Source organism: Prolixibacter sp. DSM 2831, from assembly GCF_056493735.1.
In genome coordinates this window covers 3,691,253-3,716,471 of sequence record NZ_CM151379.1, presented here as the reverse complement: position 1 = coordinate 3,716,471, position 25,219 = coordinate 3,691,253, and the positions used below count along the sequence as shown (strand labels likewise).

The 25,219-nt window shown below is 42.5% G+C and carries 22 protein-coding genes and 1 tRNA gene; 14 read left to right on the top strand and 9 right to left on the bottom strand.

The genetic code is table 11. The features are described from left to right. Positions 1-22: 22 nt before the first annotated feature. Positions 23-2,467 carry an FtsK/SpoIIIE family DNA translocase gene (locus AC060N_RS15185; RefSeq protein ID WP_479524572.1) on the bottom strand — a complete coding sequence of 815 codons (2,445 nt, stop codon included), beginning with the start codon at positions 2,465-2,467 and terminating at the stop codon, positions 23-25. Positions 2,468-2,779: 312 nt separating this feature from the next. Here AC060N_RS15185 and AC060N_RS15180 point away from each other — a divergent pair, with 312 nt between their 5' ends. Beyond that, positions 2,780-3,736 carry a carbamate kinase gene (locus AC060N_RS15180; RefSeq protein ID WP_479524571.1) on the top strand — a complete coding sequence of 319 codons (957 nt, stop codon included), beginning with the start codon at positions 2,780-2,782 and terminating at the stop codon, positions 3,734-3,736. A 96-nt stretch (positions 3,737-3,832) separates the two neighbouring features. Then, complete coding sequence (locus AC060N_RS15175) at positions 3,833-4,834, top strand: ornithine carbamoyltransferase (protein ID WP_479524570.1); 1,002 nt, start codon at positions 3,833-3,835, stop codon at positions 4,832-4,834. A gap of 50 nt (positions 4,835-4,884) precedes the next feature. On the opposite strand, the gene AC060N_RS15170 is transcribed toward AC060N_RS15175, so the two are convergent. Both AC060N_RS15170 and AC060N_RS15165 read right to left on the bottom strand, forming a co-directional pair. Next, positions 4,885-5,619, bottom strand: a complete 735-nt coding sequence (locus AC060N_RS15170) for a head GIN domain-containing protein (RefSeq protein WP_479524569.1) — start codon at positions 5,617-5,619, stop codon at positions 4,885-4,887. A gap of 75 nt (positions 5,620-5,694) precedes the next feature. Continuing rightward, positions 5,695-6,306: a hypothetical protein gene (locus AC060N_RS15165; RefSeq protein WP_479524568.1), complete on the bottom strand. Its 612-nt coding sequence runs from the start codon at positions 6,304-6,306 to the stop codon at positions 5,695-5,697. Between the two features lie 220 nt (positions 6,307-6,526). Between AC060N_RS15165 and AC060N_RS15160 the strand changes: the two genes are divergently transcribed. Next, positions 6,527-7,690: an iron-containing alcohol dehydrogenase gene (locus AC060N_RS15160; RefSeq protein ID WP_479524567.1), complete on the top strand. Its 1,164-nt coding sequence runs from the start codon at positions 6,527-6,529 to the stop codon at positions 7,688-7,690. 55 nt (positions 7,691-7,745) lie between these two features. Here AC060N_RS15160 and AC060N_RS15155 read toward each other — a convergent pair whose 3' ends face one another. Both AC060N_RS15155 and feoB read right to left on the bottom strand, forming a co-directional pair. Further along, on the bottom strand, positions 7,746-7,949 hold the full coding sequence (locus tag AC060N_RS15155) for a hypothetical protein (protein WP_479524566.1): 204 nt from the start codon (positions 7,947-7,949) through the stop codon (positions 7,746-7,748). Positions 7,950-7,958: 9 nt separating this feature from the next. Then, positions 7,959-10,463 (bottom strand): ferrous iron transport protein B, encoded by a 2,505-nt coding sequence (gene feoB, locus AC060N_RS15150; protein ID WP_479524565.1) that lies wholly within the window; start codon positions 10,461-10,463, stop codon positions 7,959-7,961. 87 nt (positions 10,464-10,550) lie between these two features. On the opposite strand from feoB, the gene AC060N_RS15145 reads away from it, so the two are divergent. From AC060N_RS15145 to AC060N_RS15135, 3 genes are all read left to right on the top strand, one after another. Further along, complete coding sequence (locus AC060N_RS15145; RefSeq protein WP_479524564.1) at positions 10,551-11,372, top strand: hypothetical protein; 822 nt, start codon at positions 10,551-10,553, stop codon at positions 11,370-11,372. Beyond that, positions 11,356-11,655, top strand: coding sequence for an MTH1187 family thiamine-binding protein (locus AC060N_RS15140; protein ID WP_479524563.1), 300 nt, complete (start codon positions 11,356-11,358; stop codon positions 11,653-11,655). Before AC060N_RS15145 ends, AC060N_RS15140 begins: the two co-directional genes overlap by 17 nt. Before the next feature lie 116 nt (positions 11,656-11,771). Then, positions 11,772-11,845, top strand: a tRNA-Arg gene (locus tag AC060N_RS15135). Here AC060N_RS15135 and AC060N_RS15130 read toward each other — a convergent pair. The 3 genes from AC060N_RS15130 to AC060N_RS15120 form a co-directional block, all read right to left on the bottom strand. Continuing rightward, entirely contained in the window at positions 11,811-13,412 is a 1,602-nt protein-coding gene (locus AC060N_RS15130) for a recombinase family protein (RefSeq protein WP_479524562.1), read from the bottom strand. The genes AC060N_RS15135 and AC060N_RS15130 overlap by 35 nt on opposite strands. Before the next feature lie 716 nt (positions 13,413-14,128). Continuing rightward, positions 14,129-14,512, bottom strand: a complete 384-nt coding sequence (locus AC060N_RS15125) for a hypothetical protein (protein WP_479524561.1) — start codon at positions 14,510-14,512, stop codon at positions 14,129-14,131. An 18-nt stretch (positions 14,513-14,530) separates the two neighbouring features. Beyond that, positions 14,531-14,881 (bottom strand): hypothetical protein, encoded by a 351-nt coding sequence (locus tag AC060N_RS15120; protein WP_479524560.1) that lies wholly within the window; start codon positions 14,879-14,881, stop codon positions 14,531-14,533. A 343-nt stretch (positions 14,882-15,224) separates the two neighbouring features. On the opposite strand from AC060N_RS15120, the gene AC060N_RS15115 reads away from it, so the two are divergent. From AC060N_RS15115 to AC060N_RS15095, 5 genes are all read left to right on the top strand, one after another. Then, complete coding sequence (locus AC060N_RS15115; protein WP_479524559.1) at positions 15,225-15,359, top strand: hypothetical protein; 135 nt, start codon at positions 15,225-15,227, stop codon at positions 15,357-15,359. Between the two features lie 200 nt (positions 15,360-15,559). Further along, positions 15,560-16,771 carry an IS256 family transposase gene (locus AC060N_RS15110; protein WP_479524558.1) on the top strand — a complete coding sequence of 404 codons (1,212 nt, stop codon included), beginning with the start codon at positions 15,560-15,562 and terminating at the stop codon, positions 16,769-16,771. Between the two features lie 302 nt (positions 16,772-17,073). Next, positions 17,074-17,319 (top strand): hypothetical protein, encoded by a 246-nt coding sequence (locus tag AC060N_RS15105; RefSeq protein ID WP_479524557.1) that lies wholly within the window; start codon positions 17,074-17,076, stop codon positions 17,317-17,319. Continuing rightward, entirely contained in the window at positions 17,319-17,699 is a 381-nt protein-coding gene (locus AC060N_RS15100) for an RteC domain-containing protein (RefSeq protein WP_479524556.1), read from the top strand. The genes AC060N_RS15105 and AC060N_RS15100 overlap by 1 nt, the downstream gene beginning before the upstream one ends. An 83-nt stretch (positions 17,700-17,782) precedes the next feature. Continuing rightward, positions 17,783-18,067, top strand: coding sequence for a helix-turn-helix domain-containing protein (locus AC060N_RS15095; protein ID WP_479524555.1), 285 nt, complete (start codon positions 17,783-17,785; stop codon positions 18,065-18,067). 327 nt (positions 18,068-18,394) lie between these two features. Here AC060N_RS15095 and AC060N_RS15090 read toward each other — a convergent pair whose 3' ends face one another. After that, positions 18,395-19,303 carry a helix-turn-helix domain-containing protein gene (locus AC060N_RS15090; protein ID WP_479524554.1) on the bottom strand — a complete coding sequence of 303 codons (909 nt, stop codon included), beginning with the start codon at positions 19,301-19,303 and terminating at the stop codon, positions 18,395-18,397. Positions 19,304-19,478: 175 nt separating this feature from the next. Between AC060N_RS15090 and AC060N_RS15085 the strand changes: the two genes are divergently transcribed. From AC060N_RS15085 to AC060N_RS15075, 3 genes are read left to right on the top strand one after another with little or no spacing between them, the layout of a single operon-like run. Continuing rightward, positions 19,479-20,597: an efflux RND transporter periplasmic adaptor subunit gene (locus AC060N_RS15085; protein ID WP_479524553.1), complete on the top strand. Its 1,119-nt coding sequence runs from the start codon at positions 19,479-19,481 to the stop codon at positions 20,595-20,597. Between the two features lie 3 nt (positions 20,598-20,600). Further along, positions 20,601-23,759, top strand: coding sequence for an efflux RND transporter permease subunit (locus AC060N_RS15080; protein WP_479524552.1), 3,159 nt, complete (start codon positions 20,601-20,603; stop codon positions 23,757-23,759). Positions 23,760-23,770: 11 nt separating this feature from the next. Beyond that, positions 23,771-25,144, top strand: coding sequence for a TolC family protein (locus AC060N_RS15075; RefSeq protein ID WP_479524551.1), 1,374 nt, complete (start codon positions 23,771-23,773; stop codon positions 25,142-25,144). The last annotated feature ends 75 nt before the right edge of the window (positions 25,145-25,219 follow it).

Genomic DNA, 25,219 nt, shown 5'->3' with positions numbered 1-25,219 from the left:
CGCTTAACAAGGGCTTTATTTTTTAAAGGTTATTCAATAATTGTTCCAAAGAATATTCGTCCTGTAATAATACCTGTCGTGCTTTGCTTCCTTCGTTGGGACCTACAACGCCGGCAGCCTCCAGTTGGTCCATAATTCGGCCTGCCCGGTTGTAACCAATAGAAAATTTCCGTTGAATAGCCGAAGTGGAGCCAGTTTGGTTCAAAACGACCAACCTGGCGGCTTCATCGAACAAATCATCGCGGTTTTTTAAGTCGACTGCGCCCGGTTCATCAGAACTTTCATCCATGTATTCCGGCAGCAGGAAGGCAGTAGGATAACCTGGCTGCTCACCAATGAAATGTACAATCGATTCCACCTCCGGGGTATCAACGAAAGCACACTGCACACGTGTGAGGCTGCTTCCGGTAGAAACCAGCATATCACCTTTTCCGATCAGCTGGTTGGCTCCGGGCGAATCGAGAATAGTTCTGGAGTCAACCATCGAGGCTACCCGGAAAGCAATCCTTGCCGGGAAGTTGGCTTTGATGACACCGGTAATAATATTGGTCGAAGGCCGCTGCGTTGCGATGATCATATGAATACCAACGGCCCGGGCCAATTGGGCAATCCGTGCTATAGGCAATTCAATCTCTTTGCCGGCCGTCATAATCAGATCGGCAAACTCATCGATGACGACCACAATATAGGGCAGGTACCGGAAACCTTTTTCCGGGTTTAATCTTCTCGAAATAAATTTTTGGTTGTACTCCTTGATGTTACGGGCATGGGCTTTTTTCAACAAGTCGTATCGGTTATCCATTTCCAAATTCAGGGAGTTCAGCGTGTTTTTCACTTTCTGTACATCCGTGATGATCGGATCATCTTCACCCGGCATTTTCGCGAGGTAATGTTTCTCCATCACCGAGTACAGGTTCAACTCCACCTTTTTCGGGTCGACAAAAACAAACTTCAACTGCGACGGATGTTTTTTGTATACCAGCGAAGTAATGATAGCGTTCAAACCAACCGATTTACCCTGACCGGTAGCACCTGCCACCAGGATGTGCGGCATCTTGGTTAAATCAACCGCATAGGTTTCATTCGAGATGGTTTTACCTAACGCGATAGGCAGTTCGTATTCCGATTCCTGGAAAGTACGCGACGCGATAATGGAGCGCATGGAAACAATTTCCGGTTTCCGGTTCGGAACTTCAATACCCACGGTTCCCTTTCCTGGAATAGGCGCAATAATGCGGATTCCCAGTGCCGCCAGACTCAGAGCAATGTCATCCTCCAGGTTTTTGATTTTGGAAATCCTGATTCCCGGAGCCGGAACAATCTCGTACAACGTAATTGTCGGACCGGAGGTTGCCTTGATTTTGACGATCTCGATGTTGTAATTTTTCAGCGTCTCAACGATCCGGTTTTTGTTGGCAATCAACTCTTCATTGGTTACCTGTGGATTTCCGGTCGACCACTCTTTCAGTAAATCAAGTGAAGGGAACTCATAACGGGAAAGATCGAGTGTCGGGTCGTAATCTTCTGACAGATCCTGCTGAATGGAATCCACCACATCGTCCTCTTTCCGTTTCTCTACTTCCAGTTCTGGATCTTTCGGACCTTCTTCCTTGTTATCTTCTGTTTTTTGCTGCTGCGAATCTTCTTCTGGTTCAGGTTCGAGCTCTATTTCAATATCTCCTTTTTTGTTATTGTCATCGGCATACACGACCTCCACTTCGTCGTCTTCTTCGACAACTTTAGCGAAGGCATCGTCTTTTTCGTTGATAACGGGAGCCTTGGGCTCTGAATAAACTTCCTCATCCGAGAGCGGGGCGTCGGTTGCCGGCTGCTTTTTCACGCGTGTCATCCATTTGCGCATCACCGGCCATGCATTCTCGAAAGCGATGATAATGCAGATTAACATGGTAGCCATCAACAGGAAGAAGGTTCCCACATTCCCGATAACGGAATTAAACCATTGACTGATGAAAAAACCGTAAGCACCACCCGGATAGAGGTACGACTGCTCATAGAGTGGCGCCATGAAATAACCCAGAGCTACCGATGTCCAGATGATGAGAAATATTCCGTAGCCAAAGTTTCTCGACAGCGAAACTTTATGGATTCGTCCCAGCTTGATGGCAAGTATCAACAGCAGGTAGACAACGCCAAAAGAGGCGAGGCCAATACCGCGGTTAATGAACCAGTCGGCCATGTTGGCTCCCCATTTTCCACCTACATTCTCAATTTTCAAATTGGGATTAGTCAAAATTTCCCGGGCTGTTAGGCTCAACTGACTTTGGTCAGCTCCTCCCGACAGGAGAAAGGAAATGAGTGATATGAGCAAATAAAGCGCAAAGAAAAACAGTCCGATGGAGAGAATTCCACCGACTCGTTCCCAGCTGCTGAGTTTGCTCAGACGGTTCCTGAAGTTGGATTTTTGATTTTTTTTTCTGGAAGTATTTGAGGTCTTTTTCCTGGCCATTTACCTGATAAAGGTTTAAATCTGAATGAAAAATATGCTAATGCTCTGCAAATTTAACCAAATTTTTAACGCGTGATATGCCCTCTTCGGAACAACAAATAAGGAGTGTGACGAAAATCATCTTTCCCCGCTGTTTAAATTTCTTTCTTTTTGCAAGCAATTACAGTGCCGAATGTTGTGATTTGTAGCTTCCCCGATTCTTAATCGTTCAAACTGTCAAATGTTGCTGCAAAGCATGAACTTAGTAGAGAGAACAGGAGCTTCGACTCACTAATTTAGGGCAAAATTCAGAAAAATTAATAACATAAAACTATGAATAAACTGGCAGTGGTGGCCCTGGGTGGCAATGCCTTACTCCGCGGAGATGAAAAAGGTACCATCGAGCAGCAGGAAGCCAATACGATGGATACGCTGGAGAATCTTGTTTTCCTGTTAAAGGAAGGGTACGACCTGGTAATTTCCCATGGTAACGGACCGCAGGTGGGAAATATCCTGTTGCGGAACGACGCCGGAGAGCAAATGTATGGTGTTGCTCCCATGCCATTGGACGTATGCGTGGCGGATTCGCAGGGCGGAATAGGTTACATGATTGAAAGGATGTTCAGAAACTTGCTGAATAAACATGGAATACAGCGAAATATTATTTCCATGATTAGCATGGTGGAAGTGGACAAGGATGATCCGGCGTTTCAGGATCCAACCAAGCGGGTCGGCATGATTTATACTGAAGAGCAGGCGAAAAAACTGCAGGAAGAAAAAGGTTGGGCATTCAAACCGAGCCCGAAAAAAGAAGGCGGTTGGCGCCGTGTGGTATCATCGCCGTTTCCCAAGCAGGTAATGAATAAGGAGGTGATCGAATCACTGGCACGACAGGGAAATATTGTGATTGCAGCCGGTGGTGGCGGTATCCCGGTTTATTTCGATGAGAACAAGGATTGCCGTACGGTTGATGCCGTCGTAGATAAAGATTTGGCTTCAGCTACACTGGCTTCCAGTATTGGTGCCGATGAGTTGTACATCTTGACCGATGTTTCTTTCATATACAAAGATTTCGGGTTACCCACGCAGGAAAAACTGGAATTTTTGGATCACGCCGATACGTTGAAATATCTCGAAGCTGGTACCTTTGGTGAGGGAAATATGGCTCCCAAAATCAGAGCTGCGTTGAATTTCGTGGAGAATGGCGGAAAAAAATCCGTGATTACAGAAGCAAAGAAGTTGGCCGATAAATCATACGGTTCAAAAATTACCATGCACTACGATGATTAAACTTTTTCCGGTTAACCGAAAAATAAAAGTTAGGTGGACCGGCCGAGAATTATCAATTTTGTAAATCATTAATAGCATCATAAAAACATCAAGAAAATGGCATTCAATTTACGTAACCGGAATTTTCTGAAATTACTCGATTTCACTCCGGAAGAAATAAAGCATCTGTTGAAATTGTCGGCTGACTTGAAAGCTGCCAAGTATGCAGGTACCGAACAGCCCCGCATGAAAGGGAAAAACATTGCGCTCATTTTTGAAAAATCGTCAACCCGCACGCGGTGTGCTTTCGAGGTGGCTGCACACGATCAGGGAGCCAATGTTACTTATTTAGGCCCAAGCGGATCTCAGATTGGGCACAAGGAGTCGATGAAAGATACTGCCCGAGTGTTGGGACGTATGTACGACGGAATTGAATATCGTGGTTTCGGACAGGATATCGTTGAGGAGTTGGGAAAATACGCTGGCGTACCGGTTTGGAACGGTTTGACCAATGAATTTCACCCGACGCAGATTTTGGCTGATTTTCTGACCATGATGGAGCATAGCGATAAGCCGCTTTCGCAAGTGAAATTTGCTTACCTCGGTGACGCCCGGAATAATATGGGAAACTCACTGATGGTAGGTGCTGCCAAAATGGGAATGGATTTCCGCGCGGCAGCGCCTGCAGCAAGTCAACCGTCGGAGGAATTGCAGAACGTTTGCCGCGAAATAGCGAAGGAAACAGGAGCGAAAATTACCGTAACCGACAATGTTGCCGAAGCGGTAAAAGATTGCGACTTCCTGTACACCGATGTTTGGGTATCGATGGGTGAGCCCGAAGAAGTTTGGGCAGAGCGGATTGAATTGTTGAAACCTTACCAGGTTAACAGCGAAGTGCTGAAGATGACAGGTAACCCGAATGTGAAATTCCTGCACTGTCTGCCGGCGTTCCATAACCGCGAAACCAAAGTAGGTGAAGATATTTATCAGAAATTCGGATTAGAAGCAATGGAGGTAACCGAGGACGTTTTCGAAAGTTCTGCTTCCATTGTATTTGATGAGGCTGAAAACCGGATGCATACCATTAAAGCTATAATGGTTGCAACGCTGGGTCAGTAATATGTTTGTGGAAAGCTAAAAGTAAAAGCCGGGAGATATCCCGGCTTTTTTTATTCTTTAGAGACAAATCCTACACCATCTACATTTTTTTCGACCATTGGGTCTCCTTTGTACCGAACCCATCCAACGCCATCCATGTCTACTTTCAAGTGGTCACTTACATTCACCGAAGCATAACCGGCTCCGTTAATCGAAATGTCTGCCCGGTTCACTTTCATATCATAGGCCGAAATCTTGCCGGCGCCTTCAATGTGACTTGTCAGGTAGCGCGCCTGTCCTCCCAGTTCCATACTTACGCCACCTTCAATATCAATTCCCAGTTTCTCGGTTACCAAATCCATCTTTAACCGGCCACCGCCTTCAATATCAATGTTCAGATTGTCTGTCATCAAGGGCTCTTTTGTCTTGAGACTGACGTAGCCGCTGATTCTCAAATTCTCCAGACTTTTTATGGTGATGTTGAGGTGAATCCTTCTGGCCATGTTTTCCCAGTCGTCGTGGTGCTCACCGCGCTCAAAACGGGTGTCGACAATTTTCAGTTCTCCATCATCGACTGTCACTCTTAATTCGTTCATCAAGGCGTTGGGTGCTTCAACTGAAATGCCAGACTTATCACCCTGAGAAAGGCTTACGGTAAAACCTCCTCTAAGTGAAATGGAGTTGAACTCCTGTACGTTGAGTGTTTTCCCGTCCTCCGGGTTTTTATCATGCTTACCTGCGCTGCATGAGGTGGTAAACGCGAGTGAAAAGATCAGGAAGAGAAAAAACAATAGTTCTTTTTTCATTGGTCTGGGTTTTAATGGTTTCATATTTAGTCTGTCAAATAAAGTTTTCCGGGTAACCGAAAAATAAATTTGCATTTACATCGAACGAAGTCGTTTGGTTAGCTGCCAGACATTGATGGAGGTAAATAGCACGAGTCCGAGAATCACGACAATGACCAGTATCTCCATGTAGCCAAACGCACTCAGCTGCGACCAGAAGTGGTAAATGCTGAAAAGTGCGGTTAGTGTTGACGCAATGATCAACTTCACGGCATCGGCCGGTTGCTCCGTCTTCGAGGTCCGGTATGCGAAATACAAAGTAAAGGCTCCTAGAATGGCACTCTTGGCAGCCATTAGGTAGTCGCCCGAAGCAATATCGATTCCGCCGTACAAGAAGGGAATCAGTGAGAAAACGTATAAAATTAAAATCAGGCTCGAAAGAATTCCTCTTGCCTGCTTCTGACTTTCTGCACGCACAAATAATCCAAAACGCTTAAAGGGAATCGGTTTGAACTCTTCGCTTTCCAAATCATCTTCGCTTTTTATAATCCCGCGTTGCATGGCCTCAGTGATGGCCGCTTTTGCAGCTTTTGGGTGATAGTCATTCCTTTTACGCAAAGCAATTATCAGTTCATGGTCGGACAAACCAGCCATTTTTTCGGTGAAATCAACTTTTTCGGGATCAAATACTTTATCAGTTTTCAGCATAAACTTTCCTTATGATGTAATGTTTTTTGTTACTGTTGGACTAGCATTCTGTTATGCAATTTACATCAAAAACAGTGCAATGATAAAGAAAGCTTCGTTCTTCTTCTATCAAACTTCTGCGGGAAAGTAATAATTACTTAAATGGATTTCCCACAATTATTAATTTTGTTGCGCTTACGCGAATCAATGTATAAGTATATCGAATACTAAATAAATTACTATGAACAATTTTGAATTCTATAATCCGGTGAGGATTGTCTTTGGTAAAGGTGAGATAAGTGCTCTCAAAGGACTGGTTCCCAAAGACAAAAAGGTGATGCTCACATACGGCGGAGGCAGCATTAAAAAGAATGGCGTATACGATCAGGTGAAGGAAGCTCTTCAGGGAGTGGACGTGATTGAATTTGGTGGAATTGAGCCCAATCCACACTACGAGACCCTGATGAAAGCCATCGAAATTGTGCAGAAGGAGAAAGTTGATTTTCTGTTGGCTGTTGGCGGTGGCTCTGTTCTTGATGGAACCAAATTTATTGCTGCCGGTGCACTTTGGCCGGGAGAAGATCCATGGGAAATCTTAACAGGAAAAACTGACTTCCCTCTGTTAAAAGCTCTACCGTTAGGTTCTGTTCTAACGCTTCCGGCAACCGGTTCCGAAATGAACGGAAACTCGGTTGTGACAAGAGTTGAGACACAGGAAAAACTGGCATTTGGTTCGCCGTTGGTGATGCCGCAATTTTCCATCCTCGATCCGACTGTTGTTTTCTCATTGCCCGACCGACAGGTGGCAAATGGCGTTGTCGATGCGTTTGTGCATGTGATGGAGCAGTATCTGACTTATCCGGTCGATGCTCCGATTCAGGATCGTTTTGCTGAATCTATTCTGACGACATTGATTGAAGAAGGTCCGAAAGTGTTGGCGAACCGTAACGACTATAACGCAGCAGCCAATTTCATGTGGGCGGCAACCATGGCGCTGAACGGACTGATTGGCGTTGGCGTTCCCCAGGATTGGGCGACACATGCCATCGGACATGAAATTACCGCTTTCCACGGAGTCGATCATGCCCGCACCCTGGCGGTTGTCCTACCGGGATTGATGCACATCAAGCGAAGTAACAAGAAGGATAAAATTCTTCAGTATGGTGCCCGCGTATGGAACATTACAGAAGGAACCGAAGACGAACGAATCGACCAAATCATAGCTGCGACGGTTAAGTTCTTCGAATCGGTAGGTATCAAAACTCGCTTGAGCGATTACGATATTGACGCCAATTTCATCACGAAAGTGAAAACTCGCTTTTTACATCGTGGGATGATGGGAATCGGTGAGCATGGTGATATTTCACCTGACCAGGTTGCTGAGATTCTGGAACACCAGTTATAAAAAGACGATTATTTCTTCAAAATATTTATGGCCGGGAGCAGTTGTGTTTCCGGCTCTATTTTTTCTTCGGGTTTTTTGATGACGACTTTTTATTGTGGCCTGAATGTGGAAATTCGGTAATGGGACAGGTGTTACAGGAACCTCCACATCCCCGGCAGGGTGCCGGTTTTCGGAAATAGCGGATGGTTTCAATTGCTTTTTTAATGATGAAATAAGCAGCAATTGCAATAATGACGATGGTTATCAGTGTTTGAGCCATACGTGTTGTTTATCCTGTGATTAATGTTCCCAACTGATACACGATAAATGCCATAAACCATGCCACACCTGTTGTGTAGACAACGGTAAGAATAGCCCACTTCCAGCTTCCCGATTCTCTCCGGATCGTTGCAATAACAGCGATGCACGGAAAATAAATCAGCACAAAAACCAGGAACGAAAGGGCCACAAGAGGAGTAAAAAGTGGTTTTCCAGTTTTTGGGCCAGAGGTATACCTTTCCGTTTGCAACTTTTCCTGCAAAAGATGTGTGTTTTCCGGATCATCGTTCACCTGGAACAGAATGGCCATGGTACTCACGACAATTTCTTTAGCAGGAAGTCCGGCCAGCAAGCTCACACCCATTCGCCAGTCAAACCCCAGTGGTCGGATAGCCGGCTCGATGGCTTTCCCCATTCTGCCGATATAAGAATTCTCGATGCGCGATGATTCTTCGGCCAAAGTCAGGTGATGCAAAACAGAGTCTCGCTCACTGAGCAGGAAATCTTTCTGTTCGGGATTAGCTTCAACCCTTGATTGGTATAGCTGAGTTGCCTCTTGTTTTTGCTGGACAAAGTGTTCCGCCTGTGGACTCGTTCGGGGAAAATATTCCAGCGCCCAGATAGCAATCACGGCGACCAGAATGGTGCCTCCGATTTTTCGCAGGTACTGACTTCCCTTTTCCCACATGTGCAACAACGTATTTTTTAGCGTGGGCATCCGGTAGGGAGGAAGTTCCATGACAAAAGGTGTCTCCTTTCGTTTGAAAATGGTCCGGTTGAAAAGTTTCGCTGTTCCGACCGCCAACAGAATTCCCAGGAAATAAAGTCCCATCAGGACCAGTCCCGGATATTTTCCAAAGAAGGCAGAGATGAGTACAATATATACCGGTAGCCGGGCTGAGCATGACATGAAGGGAATGATCAGCATCGTGAGCAAACGGTCATTCCGGTTACGAAGTGTTCGGGTAGCCATGATGGCCGGGACATTGCAGCCGAATCCCATGACCATGGGAATGAAGGAACGTCCGTGCAGGCCTATTTTGTGCATCAGCTTGTCCATGATGAAAGCTGCCCGGGCCATGTAGCCCGTGTCTTCCATGAAGGAAAGAAAAAAGAACAGAATAAGGATGTTCGGCAGAAAGACAACCACGCTGCCCACACCATTGATAATTCCGTTGATGAGCAAATCTTTCAGCATTCCATTGGCCATCCCGTTTCTAATCAGGTCGCCAAGCCACGAAACACCGGCGTCAATCCAGTCCATGGGGTAAGCTCCCAGGGTAAAGGTAGCTGTAAAAGTGGCGAGCATGAACAGCATGAAAAGTGGAAAGCCGTAGAATTTGTGTGTAACCAGTTTGTCTATCTGTTCCGTAATGGCATGGCGCCTTCGGACCCCTTCACTGTAACTTTCCTTTAATGCCCCGGCTATGAAACCGTATTTGGCATCGGTAATCAGGTGCGAACTGTCATCGTCCATGCGTTCTTCCAGTCGCTCGATTTCTTTCTTCGCGGTAGCATTTATTTGTTCAGCATTCGGAAAATCGTCGATGATTTTGGCGGTTTCCGGATCTTTGTCGAGAAGCCGCAACGACAAATAACGTGATGATGCCCGGGCCGGTGCTGGCTTCCCTTCACGAATGATCTTCTGCAACGCTTTGATGGATTTCTCCATTTCAGCGCCGTAATTAATATGGATATGCCGCACAATGGGATCGCGTTCTTCGTACACGTCAATCACCTTGTTGAGCAACTTGTCGATCCCGATGCCTTTGTTGGCCATGGTCGGAATAATGGGGATTCCGAGGAGTTTGGCCAGTCTTTCTATTTTCAGTTTGGCGCCCCCGGCTTCCAGCTCGTCGTACATGTTCAATGCCAGCACGACTTTGATATCCATATCGATGAGCTGGGTGGTGAGATAGAGATTGCGCTCCAGGTTGGAGGCGTCCACCACGTTAACGACGATGTCCGGCGTTTCGTCGATGATGTATTTACGGGAATATAATTCTTCCGGTGTGTAAGCAGTCAGCGAGTACGTTCCCGGAAGGTCAATCAGGGTAAGTGAATAACCTTTCCAGTGCAGGTTGGCTTTGGCTGCATCGATGGTCACTCCGCTATAGTTCCCAACATGTTCTTTGGCTCCTGAAGCCCGGTTGAAAAGCGATGTTTTTCCGCAATTGGGATTTCCTGCTAAGGCAATGTTTATTTCTTTTCCTTTAACACCAGCCGATGTTTTCAGAGTTTCCAAATCAATGGTGCCATCATAGGTCGGTTCAATATAATGGAGTGCTTCTTCGCGGGACACTACTTCGATCAACCGCGCTTCTTCACGCCGAAGCGAAACATGATATCCCATCACCTCATATTCAACCGGATCGCGAAGAGGAGCATTTTTTAAAACTTTCACCTCTTTTCCACGCACGAAACCCATCTCCGTTATCCTGCGGCGGAAAGCGCCGTGACCCATCACCTTGGAAATAACGACAGTATGGTTTTCACTGACTTCTGAGAGACGCATGTAAGATGCTAATTTTTACGCGGTTACTTTGTAATTAGTACAAATAAAAATAATGGCAAAGATATTTCTTATTTGTTAAAAAGCTGAATGAGAACCGTAATATTCGAGGTGGATATGCGAATATTTTGCAACTTCGCGCCGAACCTGAATCGTCGACTAATGGAATTTGAGAGTTTTTATGAAAAAATTCAGGACGCGCTTCACCAGGTGCCGGATAATATCCGGATTCTGGAAAAGAAAATCGATATAGAACTTCAGAAGGAATATTTCCGCCAATCGCGGGAAGCGAAGGAAGGACTCGATGCGACTGAAGTATTGGACCAGGCTGAAAATTTATTTGCTGATACGACACCGGTTGATCAAAAGCAGAAGTTGTTGGTACAGCTGGCTTCTCTCGAGCGAATTGACGCATTGCGATTGATCGAGCGCTTTAAAGAGGAGAATAAAAACGTTTTGACCGATTGGACTGAACTGGCTTTCCAGGAAAGTCGCATTCGGCTCGAAAGCTCATTGCTGGGCGAACGTCCGGTATTTATTTCTTCCGGTTTGGGAGGAAGAGGGCACAAGTTCCGTTATTTTGGAGCGTTGTTCGCTTTGGAAGACCAACCTTTTACCGACTGGCAGAAAGAACTGCTCGAAAAAGAAATTCTGTTCGCGCTCGATCATTATGACTCGGAACTCGAATCAATCGAATTTCATACAGGATTTGTTGCACTTACGGCGATGATTCCGATTCGGGAACCGCTGCGAAATATCTTTCGCGATATCATCATGGAATGTAATCAAATTGGCGGGTTCCTCCGTACCGATATGCTTATCACCAATGTCAAGCAATTCAGTGCCGATGAATTGAGGAATATTCTGGAAAATAAAATTCTTAAAGAAGAAGATAATGAACAAGCAGATTAACTTAGCTCTGCAGGTATTGCCGCGGGCAGAGGACAAAGATACTTACGCGCTGGTGGACGAAGCGATACGAATTATTGAAGAATCGGGCGTAAAATACCGGGTTTGTCCGTTCGAAACGGTTATGGAGGGTGATTTCGACCAATTGATGGATGTCGTTAAAAAAGTACACGAGGCTTGCTATGCCGCTGGTGCGGAAAATATGCTGGCGTACGTGAAAATCCAAAGCAATGCCGAAACACCGGTCACGATAGAAGACAAAATGGCCAAATACGACGGTGCATAAAGTTTTGAGCCTCGGAAGGCTACCGGAATTAGTGCGATTTTTTTCGAAAAAAGCCTTCCGAAAGTAACGGTGTTTATTGAAAACTCTTTATATTTGCACCGCTTTCAAAAACAAAAGGACCCGTAGCTTAACTGGATAGAGCACCTGACTACGGATCAGGAGGTTGGGGGTTCGAATCCCTCCGGGTTCACCCAAGCGGGGATTTTGTCAGTTTTGATAAAATCCCCTTTTTTGTTTACTGTCAAACCCCTTGCCAATTGTGGGATTGGGGAGAAAAATGAGTTTACCCTGGGGGTTCGATAATGGTCCAATTCACGGTTATAGATAATTCCTTCAGGAAACAGTAGATTCTGGAATACCCTCTTTCCCGTCAAATTTGATTTCTCCCATATTATCAATGGATTAAGACATACTTTCGCAGCAAAATTCACCACTTTTTCGAGGTTCGATTTATATCCGCCTGTTCTCCCAAGTTCCTGTTCAATCTCAAAGCATTCCTTTTCGTATTTGGGACGGAATTTTTCATAAAGGCTGCGGTCAATTTCCCCAATAACAAAACGTTCTTCAATGGCTTCCAATTTTCTTTGAGTCTCTGTCAACTTGATTTTTAACGATTTTGCTTCTTCTATCCGGGATTTAAAAAAGACCGCCATTTGCTCCTCTAATTGAAGCTTTATGAGTTCAAATTCTTCTATGCCGATTTTATAAGTTTTCAACAGTGCCCCGAATATATCGTGCATTGCTTTGGCACTGCGGTTGACTTTACATCCCTTGGTATTACATTTATAATAATACAGCCCCTTCTTTTTCACAAGGTAACCTGTTAAATAGCTGCCGCACCTATCGCATTTAGTGAATACTTTCAACGGCAGGTTTTCATTATCCTTATCGTGTACAAAACCCTGATTTCTGTTTTCCTGTCGAATATTATGAACTGCCAGAAACAATTCCCTTGAAATTAACGGTTCATGCTTCCCCTCAATTATCTGCCCGGGAAGCATCTTGCTGGTGATAATGCCACAATAGAAAGTATTTAAAAACAAAGTATTTAACCGCTTTTCGGACATATCAACCCCCATTTTTTTTAAACGCCTTGTTATTTCGACATTAGAGAATTTATTATAAGCTTTCCATTCAAAGGCTTTTTTGAGAATTTTCCCTTCTTCATTAACAACAAGTTTTCGCTCTGTTGCCCTCCCTTTATTTAAATCATTGTAACCGCGTGGAGCAGCCCACACCCAATAGCCTTTCATAAGCAATTCCCGCATTCCCGTAACCACCTTGTCTCGTCTTAATTCATTATCCATCTGCCCAAAAAGGAACAATATTTTTTGCTGAAATGAACCAGAAGGTGTAGTAGGGTCAAGTTCCTGTGTGGTCGCCAACGTAATAACACCATATTGTTTTAGCAGGTCATCTGCAATCGAAGCCCCGTTAATCCCTGAACGCGAAAAACGTTCATAGGAATAAACGATTACATAGTTTATGTTTTTTGAACGTTTCACAAAAGTCAACATCCGGTTAAACTCCTTGCGGTCATCGGTTTTGGCCGATTCGTAAGTGCCGCCAAAATAACCCACCACGTTCAGTCCCCGCCTGTTGGCATACATCTCACAATGTTTTTTTTGAGATGCAAGGCTGGTGTTGTCTTCCTGGTCTGCCGATGAAACCCGTGTATATATAACTGCATTGTTCCCTTCCTTAAAAGAATCTGGCACTTGTGGCGCAAACTGCTTAAACAGATTTAAATCGTTCATGATGGCAATTATTGAATATATAAAATCAAGGATGAAGAAAGTTAGCAAAAATTGTGCTATTCCGGCTCTTTATTTTTTGAAAAGAGAGTCCTGAGAATTAACAAAGCAATGGTTTCGGCATTTTTGATAAGCTGCTCATAGCCTTCAGGCGACAAGTCCCTGTATTTGGTTATGCGCCGGATTTTTTCCAAAGGCATCTTTTCTTTGACCCTTTGGGTTGCTTCTTCAATATTCCTGTTTTCCGATTTCTGCATAGGCTTGCAAGACCGGCTTTTATACCAGCTCTGGCAAACCTATTTATAATCCTACCTCGCTGAAGATTAAGTGTTAACATGTCAAACCTTGTCCCCATTTGTCTATACGATGATGCTGTTTTTTTTACATTTAATGATACTCCCCAAAGGTTTTTTGCTACTTTTTTCCCGCACAGGCTCATGAAAAAAGTAGCGGGCAACAGCCCGCTTCACATGATATCTTAAAGTGTCAGTAATCCAATAAAGAAAGTCAGCAATAACATCATCATAAGTAGAAGTCCGGCAAAAGAAAATACCAACCTTACAAAGAATTCAAACAGAAACATCAAAACAAAATACCCGGCAAAACAACACCATACCCCTAATCCTGTTATCTGCGAAGCTGCAAAAACTATGAAAAGTCTTATAGCCCATATCCTCAACATCCTGTTATAAAGTATCTTCTTCATGATTAAAGGTTTCTCAATGACTGAATATATTTAACTGCACACCTCTGTTTAGCCGCTGGTTTTCCTCTTTTACCCGGTTTAGATAACCGGTCTCTAAAGCGGAATAGTTTATCATTTCATCGTATGCAGTCCTGTCCCGGTTGTTGAACCACCAAATCACCGAATGCGCCATAATAAAATGTGACTGGTAAATTGATTTCTCCGTATTATTTGCTTCCCATTCAAGATGTATAATGGGAGTATAAATTTCTTCCAGTTTCATTCCTTGATATTTGGATACCTCGCGAAAACCAAAGGGCAGGTAGGTGGCTTTACACTGGTACTCAACATTTCCACAGGTGTACCTGAAGATATGGTTTTCCCTGAATTCTTTCGGTAAATCTTTGAGTAACATCATAATAATTGGATTAAATGGTTAATAAACAAGTTCACCGCCGTATTTAAGAGCAATAATGTCGCTATGAACCTGGTTCAGGCTATTCATAATGGTCTCATCATCTAAAGGAGAAGTGTTGTCCTTTTTGAAACACCGGTTTTCCAAACAACTGCAAATGGATGTTGTCCTATCCATGTGGTGTACCACATGAACCTGGTTCCGTATGAAAAACTCAAAATCGGTGGCATATTCAGCCTCATTAATTTTCACAAATTGATGTTTAAATGTCGGAGAACCTCCACCCAAACCTATGCGGATTTTGGAGGAGAGGGAGTTTTGTTTTTCATTAGTTGGATTTTCAAAACAATTATTTCCATTTTTCTTTTTCATAGTACTGTTATTTAAAGTTATGCGTCTTTCCATCGTGTCGGTCGTTGTTGTTTTGGTGGCGTAAAAAGGTAAGTGTGTGGGGGCATGCAAGTTTTTTGCGGGAAATACTACCCGCCAGTTGGCGGGTGGAGATTTTTTGCAAAACCGGAGGCCAGAACTTGTATGCCCCTGCACACGGGTTACCTTTGCCACCGGAATGACAATGACCGACGGAAAGGCGGAAGTTTAAATTTTACTGTCGGAAAAAGAATTAAAAAAATGAATGGAATAAAACATTCACCTGGCAAATTCCAGGAAACATTACCGAAAAATTACTTCGCGCGGGACGGTAAAAACAAGTGTAGTGGCAGAACATAACGAAGAGAAGTCCGTCAGGATGCGGGGTGACCAAAGTGAAGTGAAGCCGCTACTCTTGTGTGGGGTGCCGGAGAGTGCTGAATGCAAGGAATACTCCGATGATTATCGGAGAGATACCTGAAATAAAGCTATCGAAGGCACAGGTTGGCCCTTATCAAACATTATAAAGCGAAGGAAAAAAGCAAGTGGGGCGATTACCTGAGCCCCTCTTGCGCGGGATGCCGAAACTGTTGAATGAAGGGAAAGAGGGACGAAAGACCGGAGTGAAGGAGACTGTTTATTTAAGTGTGTCAGATTAGAATTAAATTATAATTTGACAACATGAAAGAAAATGATTCATTCAATTTTGAAGAGTTCGAGAAAGATGCTGTAGAAAGGTTACGGGCAGGCGCTCCTCTTTCTGGAGAAGGCGGCATATTTACTCCACTGATCAGGCGGATTCTTGAATCGAGTCTTGAAGGAGAACTGGACCATCACCTGGAACAGGAAGTGGAAGCGAACCGTCGTAATGGCAAGATAGGAAAACGGTTAAAGACGAGCCTGGGCAATGTTGATATTCATACTCCTCGAGATCGGAACGGGAGTTTCACACCTCAAATCGTCAGAAAACGGCAGCGTGTTTTAAATGAAGAGTTGGACCGTAAAATTATCTCGATGTACGGGTTAGGGCTAAGCTATAGCGATATCCGTAAACACATCCAGGAGATCTACGGACTGGAGACCTCGGAAGCGACCATAACCTCAGTGACAGACCGTGTGATTGAGGATGTCAATCAATGGCAGCAAAGACCACTGGAACCGGTTTATCCGATTGTATGGCTTGACGCCATTCATTTCAAAGCAAAGGATGAAGGTCGCATTCAGAACAAGGCAGTCTATTGTGTCATTGGTGCCAACCGAGATGGATTTAAGGACATTCTGGGCATGTATTTGGGGCAGAGTGAAGGTTCAGCTTTCTGGTTGGGCGTATTATCTGATTTACGGGCACGTGGCATTGAGGATATTTTTATTTCCTGTATTGACAACTTAAAGGGATTTGCTGAAGCCATTGAAGCCAGTTTTCCCCAGACCGATGTCCAGCTTTGTGTCATCCACCAGGTACGAAACACCATGCGATTTGTGCCTTACAAGGAAAGCAGAGCAGTAGTCAGTGATATGAAAAAGATTTACAAAGCTCCCAGCAAAGAGGCTTCGCAACAGGCCCTGGAAGAGTTTTGTGCACGTTGGGAAAATAAATATCCCTACAGCACCAAAAGCTGGCGTGTCAATTGGGAACGATTATCCAATTTCTATCACTATCCTCCTGAAATAAGAACGCTTATTTATACAACGAATATCATTGAAAACTTCCATGGACGATTAAGAAAAGTAACAAAGTCAAAGCGGGTATTCAGTAGTGACATGGCATTAATGAAGTTATTGTACCTGATTCAAAAACGGTTCGTGGAAGACAACTGGCAGAAACCAATATTCGCATGGAGACCCATTCAGTCACAATTTTCGATTATTTTTAATGAACGATTCACCAGATAAAATTTTTCTTTTCCAAAACCCTTATGATTTTGGGAGGGCCTTGAAAAAGAAAAATTATGGAGTGACACACTTAATTGAACAGACCCGAGTGAAGCTGTCGCAGGCAATGGCAGGTGCAAAAGATACAATACCACAGTATTTAACATGACCTTTCAATAATGTTAAAAGCTACCTCCTTTTATTAAACTTCATGGATTAGAAGTTTAGCACGCTTTTTGTATTTAACTAAAAAAACTACAACATTGATGATTCTGCAAAGTTTATACCCCGTGAACTTAATGAAAACCTATAAATACAAAACCATGAAAACCAAATCCCTAAAATTATTTTTAAATGAAGTTGTAGATTTAATTGTTCAGAAAGAAGATGTACGGCCACAGAAAATGGAAAAATTAATTGACAAATGGGAAGGATTAATAGAATGTTTTCGCCAACCAGGCAGAAGTCAGACAGAAGAATACCGGGAGTGGTGCCGTCTTAAATTATCGGTTGAATGGATTAAGGAAACTGTGATTGTTGAAAAAAAAAGCCCGCTCCTGATCTATTAATGTTCTTGGACCACCTTATACACTATGTAGAAGTGGAAATTGAATGTACAAAATTAAGGAAAGGGGATAGAATAAATACCAACAACCTGAATATTTACAAAGGTGTACCTCTTACCTGGACTGCCAGCAAACGGGCACTTCTTGAGCTAATATACGCCTTGTACCTTACTATGAGTATCAACCATGGAAGGATTTCCATAAAAGAATTGGTTGGTTTTTTCAGCCATACATTTAACATCCCCCTTCCGGGTTACCATTCTACAATTAAAAAGCTGACTGCCAGGTCGGCGAATGTAATTCATTTGGAATCCCGCTCCTTTTTCCTGAATGAACTGGTGACAGAATTTAATCATAAACTGGAACTTCTGGATGAAAATTAATGGGGTACTTGCCGGCAAGTATCCCATTAGTTTTTTCAACAGTATTCAAATTTGAGAAATGAAAAATCAAAAACTCGCAAATCATGAATATTGACAGGGACAATTTTGAAAGTTACATGGAACGTATATTGGAGCAAATAGAATTGCTCCATCAAAAGACGGACAAGTTTATGACCGACCCAAAGGGCAAAGAATTAAAACTAATGGATAACCAGGACCTATGTCAGTTGCTGAATATCAATAAACGCACACTTCAGCGCTACCGCTCAAAAGGCATTTTGAAATATTTGAGAATTGGTGGCAAAACATTTTATACGGTGGAGCAGGTAAATGACTTTATAAAGGATAGTGATGATTATACCAAATAGTGGGCACTAATTTATAATTAATGTTCTTTGAAACTCCTTGTTCATCGTATTTACAGCATATTTTGTAATATTAGCTGAAAGTAAAGCCGGATGTGGCGCTGTTGGTTGATCTTGTCGAACCAAGTTATGAGCTCGATAACGTAGTTGTAACAAGGGTGGTATGGGCGGTAAAAAGCTTGCCCAGTCCTTGAGCGTTCGTGGCCAGCTATTCTTCTCTCAAAAGCTTAAGCTTTTAGTTTTTATGAATCGTTCGCAATGATTGTTTTTTCACTCATCTATTCTATAAAATATTTTGTTCGTGCTTTTCAATAGCAAAAAGACAAACCATTACAATTCAATTTTTTGTTTCTTACGAAATTGTGTAGCAGTGATTCCTGTATTGCGTTTAAAAAATTGATTGAAATTAGGTACTTCATTAAAACCTAAAATATCAGCTACTTCAGCTATCGAGCTATTTTTCTGGTGAAGCAATGCTTTGGCTGACAAAATTTTATAATCAATAATTACTTTTTGCGCACTCTTGCCTGTCGCTTTTTTCACACATTCGCTCAAATAGATAGGGCTAATATTCATTCGTGACGCATATTCATTTACTGCAAGGAAGGTATAGTTATTAGCATGAATAACTTGTTCGAATTTAGCCATAATCGCATCGTAGCGGTTCATACTGATGATGCCTTCATTATTCCGGGTGATTCGTTTTATTTTATACAATAGAATCAGTAGTAGAGATCGAACTATTTCGAGATCATGCATTTTATCAGCTCTTGACTCGTGATAGATCTCTTTAGTTATGCTTAAAATTTCGGCAAAATCATCATCTGTCAATTGGTATAAAGGCAGTGTGTGAATCTTGAAAAAAGGGTATTCATTTTGCACATCGTACGAATTATTTAATGTTTCAAATAACGAAGCTTTAAAATGGATGATATACCCTTCGTCATCATCTTTTTGTGGTTTCTTTCCGTAATTAATGGTCTGATAAGGTGAAACAATAGCCAAACTATTGTTCATTTTTTGCAAGGTTTGTTCCCCAATTTTTATCTCCACAGTATTATGAAGTAAAACGCCTATTTCAAAAAAATCTCTTTTATGAGGTTCAAAATAGATTTCATCAGGCTCCAGGCCTTTACTGCTGTCCTCTTTTAGTGAGCGGATATAAAAGCGATTCGAATAATCGTTACATCCATTGTCCATATTTAAAAAGTAGCCCTTTATGTTGTCGTATATCTTCATTTTCTCTCCAACTTTTTTCAAATATAATGCAAAAACCTAAATAGTAATCTTTTTTACCCAATTTACAATTCATAATTTACCATTTCTATGAGCTAATTTTGTCCCATAAGAAAAGTACCCATGCTCATTCAAGCCTGGTTATAAGAATGGTAAAACAAAAAATATGAATTCACCAATGAGAAAATTAAGAGGTATCATTTTACTGTGTTTAGGCATAATTGTACTCGCTTCGTGCAATCAAAAGCAAGATAATGGAGCGATGCAGACTCCGGAACTATCGGTAATGGAAGTTAAGGCAAGTACTCAGGAGTTCTACGAATCTTTTTCGGCGACCCTTGAAGGTAAGCAAGACATTGATATTCGGCCGCAAATAACGGGTTTCATCACTAAAGTAAATGTGGATGAAGGATCAGTTGTAAAGAAAGGTCAGGTTTTGTTTCAGATCGATCAAGTGCAATATGAAGAGGCTGTAAACGTAGCGAAAGCCAATGTTGCCGTTGCAGAAGCTGATGTAGCAACAGCTAAGCTAACAGCTGCAAATAAAAAAGCCTTAGCAGAACGAAATATTATAAGCGCTTATGAACTTGAGCTTGCACAAAACGAATTGGGTAGTTGTAATGCTCAACTCGCTTTAGCAAAGGCGGAACTAGTGAGTGCTCAAAAAGATCTGTCCTACACACGCATAACGAGTCCTACGGATGGTGTTATTGGGAAGATATCATATCGTGTTGGAGCCCTGGTAAGCCCAACAATGTCTGATGCTATGACAACAGTTTCGGAATTCACGACCATGTATGCCAACTTTTCTCTTACAGAGAAAAAACTTCTTACTCTGGCTAAAGAGAATAACTTAACTGTAAATATCATCAAAAGTCTTCCTAAGGTACAATTGAAGATGAGCGATGGAGTTATTTACAGATATTTAGGAACGATTGAAACCATTAGCGGAACCATTGATGAGACGACAGGTGCTGCCAGTATTCGGGCAGCCTTTCCCAACGAAGATGGAATTTTACGTAGCGGTGGTACAGCTTCTATTATTCTGCCTTATGCTCTCGATAGCTGCTTGTTAATTCCACAAAATGCCACTTATGAGATTCAGGACAAAATATTCGTGTACACCGTAGATGAGAATTCGAAAGTATCAAGTATCGAAATTGAAATCTATCCACTTAACAACGGTAGTCAGTATGCTGTAACAAAAGGATTATCGGCAGGAGATAAAATCGTAATTGAAGGTATCAATTCCTTAAGCAGTGGTTCAACTATTCAAATAAAATCTGATACATTATAAATCATGAAATTTGATAAATTTATAACTCGGCCTGTTTTATCTTCAGCAATATCTGTTTTCATTGTCATTTTAGGGGTGCTGGGTTTATTTTCCCTACCTATTACCCAATATCCCAGTATTGCACCACCAACTATACAGGTATCGGCCACTTATACAGGAGCCAATGCGCAAACCGTGCTCAATAGCGTGGTTGCGCCTTTAGAGGAGGAAATCAATGGTGTAGAGAATATGTCCTATATGACCTCTACGGCAACCAATACCGGAACTGCCTCAATATTGGTCTATTTTGAGCTGGGCACCGATCCTGATATGGCCGCTATAAATGTGCAAAATAAGGTAAGCCAGGCTGAAGGATCATTACCTTCTGAAGTCACCAAAATTGGGGTAACTACCAGCAAACGTCAATCGAGTATGTTGATGGGTTTTGGTCTTTATAGCGAAAATGATCAATATGATTATTCGTTTTTAGAGAACTATGCCGATATCAATTTAATTCCACAAATCAAACGGATTAGTGGCGTTAGTGATGTTTTCATTACAGGATCAAACTACTCCATGCGTATCTGGTTGAAGCCCGATGTAATGGCACAATATCACCTTATGCCCAGCGACATAACAGCAGCACTCGACGAGCAAAACATTGAAGCAGCTCCCGGACAATTAGGCGAACAAGGCAATCAAACATTCCAGTATGTGTTAAAGTATAAAGGTCGTTTGCAAAGTGAAGAAGATTTCGAAAACATTGTTATTTCGGCTACCAAAGATGGGGAGGTACTTCATCTAAAAGATGTTGCCAACATAGAATTGGGACGTTTATCAAGTAGTGTTACGTCCAATATAAACGGACATCCTGGTGTCACTGGTATGGTTTTCCAAACATCGGGTTCCAATGCGATGGATATTAACAATAGTATTGCAAGTTTCTTAAAAGAGGCAGAAGCAGATTTCCCCGATGGTGTAAAATCGGCTATCATGTTGAATACCAACGACTTTTTATACGCTTCGATTTGGGAAGTGGTAAAAACACTGCTCGAAGCTTTTCTATTGGTTATCCTGGTCACGTATGTCTTCCTGCAAAATACCCGTTCCACACTTATTCCTACCATTGCCATTCCGGTTGCCTTAGTGGGTTCGTTTTTCCTGATGTGGGTATTCGGCTTTAGTATTAACTTGCTTACCTTATGTGCCATGGTACTTGCCATTGGTACGGTGGTCGATGATGCCATTATTGTGGTGGAAGCGGTTCAGGCGAAAATAGATGCCGGCTACACCTCGGCGCGTCAGGCTTCTATTGATGCAATGGGCGAGATATCCGGTGCTGTTGTTACATCCACTTTAGTGATGATGGCTATTTTTATCCCTGTTAGCTTTACGGGCGGAACAACAGGTATTTTCTTTAAACAGATGGGATTAACCATGGCTTTTGCTATTGGTATTTCGGGGATAAATGCACTAACCTTAAGTCCTGCGTTGTGTGCCCTATTGCTAAAACCTACGAGTAAAGATGGCGAAAAGAAGACTTCTTTTGCACAACGCTTTCACACCGCTTTTAACGATAACTTTAGACGTTTAACGAATAAATATAAAAAAGGAGTAGGCTTCTTTACCGCTCACAAACTGATGAGTGGATCGCTTGTTGGCATCGTAATTATTGCTTTTGTGATTTTATTGCGGACCACTCCAACCGGCTTAATTCCCAACGAAGATCAGGGAACTATTTTTGGTGCTCTTGCAATGCCTGTTGGAACGTCATTGGAAGAGACTACAAAAGAAATGGCAAAGATATCGGAGATAGTACAAGGTATTCCTGCCATCGAATCGTATTCCATAAGTAATGGTTATAGCCTTCTTGATGGTTCCGGCAATACCTATGGAAATTTAATGTGTAAACTTAAAGACTGGGACTTACGAGGCGATGGAGAAAGTGTAGATGAGATTATTGCCCAGCTATACAGAGAAACAGCCAAAGTGGTTAAAAATGGGAACATGATGTATTTAGCACCTCCTATGGTAGCAGGATATAGCGTAACCAATGGCTTTGAATTGAAGTTACAGGATAAAACAGGTGGTGATTTAACCGATTTTGAAACGGTCGCTAAGGATTTTATACAACAATTGAATGAACGTCCTGAAATAGAGAGTGCACGTACTTCTTTTAGTGCATCGACACCGCAGTATATGGTCGATGTGGATGTGGAAAAATGTAAAATCGCCGGAATCAGTCCGGATGTCATTTTATCTACATTGGAAGGTTATTATGGTGGTATTTATGCTTCTAATTTCAACCGATTTGGTAAACTATACCGTGTGATGATACAGGCAAGTCCGGATTATCGTACCAATACCGAAAGTTTGAATAACATTATGGTGCGTAACGGAACGGAAATGGCGCCCATATCACAATTTGTAACGCTTCGAAAAGCGTATGGCCCTGATAACATTAACCGCTTTAATATGTACACCTCAATTGGTATAACAGGTTCGCCTGACGGTGACTACAGCTCTGGAGAAGCCATTAGTGCTATCAAAGAACTGGCAAAAGAGCTACCCACTGGTTACAGCTATGAATTTTCAGGAATGACACGTGAAGAAAGTAGTACCGGTGCAAATTCTACTGCCTACGTTTTGGGTCTGGTATTTCTGTTTATCTACCTTTTGTTGAGTATGCAATACGAAAGTTACATACTCCCCATCATTATCATACTTTCCGTTCCTATGGGATTAGCAGGAAGTTTATTGTTTGCCAATATAATGGGAGTCGATAATAACATTTATCTGCAAGTAGCGCTTATCATGTTGATTGGATTAATTGCTAAAAACTCCATCTTAATTGTGGAATATGCCATTGAACGCCGTCAACAGGGATTATCGATTATGCAAGCCGCTATTGAAGCAGCAGCAGCTCGTCTTCGTCCTATTATGATGACTTCGCTTACGCTGATCGTTGGATTATTACCCATGATGTTTGCAAGTGGAGTTGGTGCCAACGGAAATAGCTCTTTAGGTACAGGTGTTATTGGGGGAATGCTTATTGGTATGATCTGTCAAATATTTATCACACCTGCTTTGTTTGTAATCTTCCAAAAAATTCAGGAAAAAGTTAAACCTGTGAATGAGGGATTTAGCCAAACTGATACAGGGAACGCAAGTATCACACAATAAGAAAAAACAAAATGAAAAAGATAATCATATTTTTTATCAGCATCGTACTGCTAAGCAGTTGTTCGGTCTATAAAACCTTCGAAACACCAGAAGTATCAACAGAAAATCTCTTTCGCGACACAAGTTCCGTTGATGCTGTATTGCCTGAGGATAGCGTGAATTTAGGAAACCTACCCTGGCGGGAACTATTTACTGACCCTCAATTACAAGCGCTTATTGAACAGGGCCTGGAAGCCAATGTAGATTTACAAACGGCATTGCTTCGTATAGAGCAAGCTGAGGCATCACTTTCTTCGGCTCGCTTAGCTTATACTCCCGATTTATCATTTTCGGCAACAGGAACATTATCCAATCAGGGTGGATCCACAACAAAATCTTATGAATCGCCGCTCACATCAAGCTGGCAGATCCCTTTGTTTGGCGGTTTACGCAATACGAAAAAAGGAGCGGAAACGACTTTGGAACAAAGGCAGGCGTACAAACAAGCCGTCCAAACTCAATTGATTGCCAGCATAGCAGATAGTTACTATTACCTATTGATGCTCGACAAGCAACTGGATATTACCGATAAAACAATCTTAAGCTGGGAAGACAGAATTGAATCAATGCGAGCTTTAAAAGAAGTAGGCATGACCAACGAAGCTTCCATTTCGCAAAGTGAAGCAAGTTATTATGACTTAAAAATCTACTATTCCGACTTACAACAGTCGATACGTGAAACGGAGAATGCCCTTTCCATCACCTTAGGCCAAACACCTCAGGCTATAAAACGGGGCGAGTGGCAAACCATAAAGCTTCCAGAGCAGATATCGGTTGGTGTTCCTTTACAAATGTTAGCGAATCGCCCTGATATAAAACAGTACGAAATGGCCTTAGCCACAGCTTTCTATAACACCAACGTAGCGCGATCAGCTTTTTACCCCAATATTACTATAAGTGCTTCTGCGGGGTGGACCAATAGTAATGGCGGAATCATTGCCAATCCCCGGAAGATTTTATCCAGTGCCATAGGTTCGTTAACGGCTCCAATTCTTAATCAAGGGGTAAATAAGGCAAATTTAAAAATAGCAAAGTCTCTTCAGGAGGAAGCTTTACTTGATTTTAAGCAGAGCCTGTTGAATGCCGGGAGCGAAGTGAGCAATGCTCTGTTTCAATATTCTACAGCTATACAGAAACAGGAAGATCGTAGCAAACAACTGGAAGCGCTCGAACGTTCGGTGCTCTATACACGTGAGTTATTTCAACTAGCATCATCAACATATTTGGAAGTACTAACAGCTCAGGAAGATTTGCTGGATGCACAATTATCTGAAACAAACGATTGGTATGATCAGGTTCAATCCATTATCAAATTGTACCAGGCATTGGGTGGAGGTAGAGAATAAATATTTTAATTCAGTTAGTTAGTTAAAAGTCAATCATCCGTTTCCTTCACTCAGGGGAAAACGGATGATTGCCTT